Below are 3,902 nucleotides of genomic sequence, written 5' to 3'. Positions count from 1 at the left end.
CATTGGGATTGGGTGGAATGGAGATTTTGTAAAGATAGTGTTTCGAGTGAAAAGGATGCAGGCTATTGGAATATTTCTTTTTTGAATGGTCGTGAGGGACCTATTAAGGACAGAAATGATAATTATTTACGGGTAACCAAATATGGTTCCAACTGGGGGGTGCCTTATACGGTTAAAAGAGAGTACCTTAAAAGTGATACGACCAATTCTCCGACATCAGCATTTGTTTTGCCCTATGATATTGAAAATTGGAACCATTACATTTATGGGAATTTATTGGATTCTCTCGCTTACTGTCCAGCGCCTGGGTATAAAAAGGATATTGTTAGTGCTCAGTCTGATTCAAAAACAAAACTTTTTTTACCCTCTGATTTTGAATTGACAGAAGAGTGGCTGCGGCGATTGCATGCGATTTCTATCTCTACAAGTAGCGCGACAATTGCGGTAGGAATATGCGGCACGTGTCTTTTACATTCGTATCAAATGCTTGCAGAGCTTGAAGAATATTATCCAGAAAACCCTCCAACGAGCGGCGGTTATTTTTTTGATACACAGCCTGATCGAGACCCAATGCTTTCATTTAATCAAAGATATCCTGATCTTTATATGTTTTTGCACGAGCTTCACCAACCTTATTCTGCTATTTTAAGACCTGGAGAAACAGAACAAGAAGCAGATCTGAGACTGTTTTTGACAATGACGCAGGCTGTTTTACCTCAGTTTAATTGGGCGACTTCAAATATAGCAACAACGGATCAAGAGGTTATGGATTCTCTCTGGAGGTTGTTGATGTCACCACCTGGAACAGTTTGGATTGCTTCCATGTATTATATTTTGCCAGGTGGACGTGAGGGCGGACATGCCGTTCCGATTATTCGTAGTCATGATGGGATACGGATAATTCAAACAAATAGGCGGCAAAGTTTTGAAGATTTTCTCGCTCAAAGTGCAACTGTGACAGATCCAATGGAGATGTACAGACTTTTGACGCCACATCCACATCTCAATATGGTTCATTTTGCAACAGTGCAAATAACTGGACGAAGAGAAAATACTCAAAATATTGTTATGTCACAAAATAATTGCACGGGTGAGGGGCGTGGTCGAAGAGGAAATAGGCGCTTTCCAGGAAGCGCTTCAGTAAACCAATGTTTAAGTGGAAGATGTTCCATATTGTAAAGAATAAAAAGGCTTATTTTTGAGAGAGATAAGGCTGTGATCAAAGGGAATGCTATAATAATACATTTTGTATTTTAAGTCATAAATCAGCCTTAAAAAAGCAGTAGACATTAACAGTGTCATGCATAAATAGCGGAATTGAGTTGTATGCAGGATGAATGCACAAGGGACGCTCACCTTTGAACGAAGGACATTCTGTCTTTATGAGAAAATATAATTTACAGCTATTTTTATTCTTTTGCATTTTTTTCTTTCCCATGGCGGCACTTGTTTCTGGTTCTGTCTCTCAGAAAGAGTTGACTCATGAAGCCTTTCCTTTGAACGAACAGATTTCTCAAGCTGAAAAAGAAGATTTTTCTCAAGAGAATAAAGGTTTTTCACAAATGCGTGAGTTTCTTCCTTTTCGCGATGATGGTGTTCAAACACGTGAAACTTTTCCGCTTGGTAAGGATGCTGTTCTAGTAAGTAAAAGAGTTTCTAAAACCCGTGAAGATATTGCTTTTAGAAAGGGTATGTCTCAAAAGACTATTCCTCCATATGTTCCTCAAACACTTCCTGATACTCCTATGGAAAAGGCAATTCGTGTTAAGGCCCATACGGGATCTACGTATTGCTATGCTCCTACTTTTGTTGATGGTGAAAGTTATATTTACCTTGATACCTGTTCAGCATCCGATGTAAAACCGGCACGTTATGATGTGTTTCAGCGAGTTGTTTGGAACGTTAAGGATGTTTGGCTTTGCATGACAGCTCCAGGATCTGTAACGGGAGTTGATGGAAGTGGCAAAGCGCAATGGGATTATGTCAAACTGAGACCTTGTGTGACCAATGATCCTAATCAACGCTGGATTATTAATGGGCGTTCCTTTTATACGGCTGATGGAAAATACCGTGTGAAGGATGTGAAATGGTATGCGTATATTTCAAAAAATGCGAAGGATTATTACAACCATACTTTAGTGCTTGAGATGGATAGCTGGATTAAGACGATTGCCGCTCCTGGGAATATGAGTCTTCATATATCTGTGGGTTGGAAGCATGTGACGAGCACTGGTTTTAACATGTATTATCTTTCGGATAATGGCTCTAAGTCCGATGTTATTAGTTTGTACTATAATCCAGAAAATGGCCATATTGCCCGCTATTTTCCTTCTGCGGGGATTCTTTCCTGCATGGTTTCCAAACAATCTTCCAAAGATAATTGGGATTGGGTTGTTTGGAAATTGTGCAAAGATACTGTTTCGAGTGCAAAGGATGCAGGCTATTGGGATATTTCTTATTTGAGTGGTCGTGAAGGACCACTTCAGGACAGGAATGGTAATTATTTACGGGTGACACAGTACGGGGTTAACTGGGGGATGCCTTACACGGCGAAGGGAAAATATCTTGAAGGAGATACGAAAAATTCTCCGACATCGGAATTTGTTTTGCCCTATGATTTTGAAAAATGGAGTCGCTATGTTTATGGAAACTTAGGAGATTCGCTTACCTATTGTCCAGCGCCTGGACATAAAAATAAGGTTGCTGCTATTCAATCTAAAGCAAAAAAGAAACTTTTTTTACCGCCTAATTTTGAATTGAATGATGAATGGCGTTGGTTACTTTATGCGATTACGAGTACGACAGATCGATCAGAAACTTTAGTCGGAATGTGTGGTATTTGTCTTATGCAAACGTATCAAATGATTGCTGAGCTACAGGAATATTATCCAAGCTGGCCCCCAGCAGAAGGATATTTCTTTGTTCCAATTGCCGGTACAAATCCCATTACTGCATTTCGTCAAAGATATCCAGATCTCGCCAGAGTGATGGAGAATATTAGGCTGCGTGCGACTATTCCTTTATTAGTAGGAACAATGACAGGAAGAATGCGATTGTATCGGGCTGCTGCGAGGGCTGTGCATTCAACAACACAGGCTATTTTACCGCGCTTTCGTTGGACACTATCACCGTTGGCTACCAATCAAACTGAAATTCGGAATGCTATTCAGAGATTGCTCGATGCTCAACCAGGAACAATGTGGATTGCGATTATCAATTATGTTTCTACTGGTGGGAGATTGAGTAGTCATGCTGTTCCAGTTATCCGTGCTCAATCTGGACTCATTGTTATTCCGACGAATAGTAGTATGATTTCGTTTGCAGATTTTTCACGTTTAACGCAAGCAACAACGGATATCAATACTATCATGCAGTTACTGGGAGAGCAAAGTCCTGTAACTATTTTTTCTTTTTCAACATTACAGCTTTCTGGTGAAGAAGAAGCACCTTTAAGTGTTGTTATGTCACAAAATAATTGCACGGGCGAGGGAAATGATCGCAGAGGAAATAGACAACCTCCAAGAAGTTCCTTAGTCAACCAGTGTGTAAGCGGAAGATGTTCGGTTATGTAAATACTCAAAAGGCCTGCTTTTGAGAGGAGTAGGTCTTTGATAAAGAAGTTTAGGTAAGGTCATTTTTTAATAATACATTCTGTGTTTTAAGTCATAGATCATTCTGAAAGAGGAAGTAAGCGCTAAAAAGATCATCATTAAATAGAAGAATTAAGTTGTGTGCATGATGAATGCACAAGAGACCCCACCTTTGAACGAAGGGAATTCTGTCTTTATGAGAAAATATAATTTAAAGCTATTTTTATTCTTTTGCATTTTTTTCTTTCCCATGACACCTCTTGTTTCTGAGCCTGTTTTTCAGAAAGGCTTTACCCATAAAGCTTTTGCGTT

Annotated in this window: 2 protein-coding genes; both read left to right on the top strand. The window is 39.5% G+C overall.

Translation table 11 applies throughout. The annotated features are described in order from the left end of the window. Window positions 1-1,179: DUF1561 family protein (locus NPY00_RS06235; protein WP_269021217.1), on the top strand; the 1,179-nt coding region annotated here is incomplete at its 5' end. Between the two features lie 203 nt (window positions 1,180-1,382). Then, on the top strand, window positions 1,383-3,572 hold the full coding sequence (locus NPY00_RS06230; protein ID WP_269021216.1) for a DUF1561 family protein: 2,190 nt from the start codon (window positions 1,383-1,385) through the stop codon (window positions 3,570-3,572). Window positions 3,573-3,902: the final 330 nt, after the last annotated feature.

The sequence above is a fragment of the Bartonella sp. F02 genome, assembly GCF_026929975.1.
Taxonomy (GTDB): domain Bacteria; phylum Pseudomonadota; class Alphaproteobacteria; order Rhizobiales; family Rhizobiaceae; genus Bartonella.
This window is presented reverse-complemented; position numbering and strand designations above follow the sequence as displayed.

Excerpts from the sequence above, each read along its gene's own strand:
- NPY00_RS06230 (WP_269021216.1), top strand. The coding sequence starts at position 1,383 with ATGAGAAAATATAATTTACAGCTATTTTTATTCTTTTGCATTTTTTTC.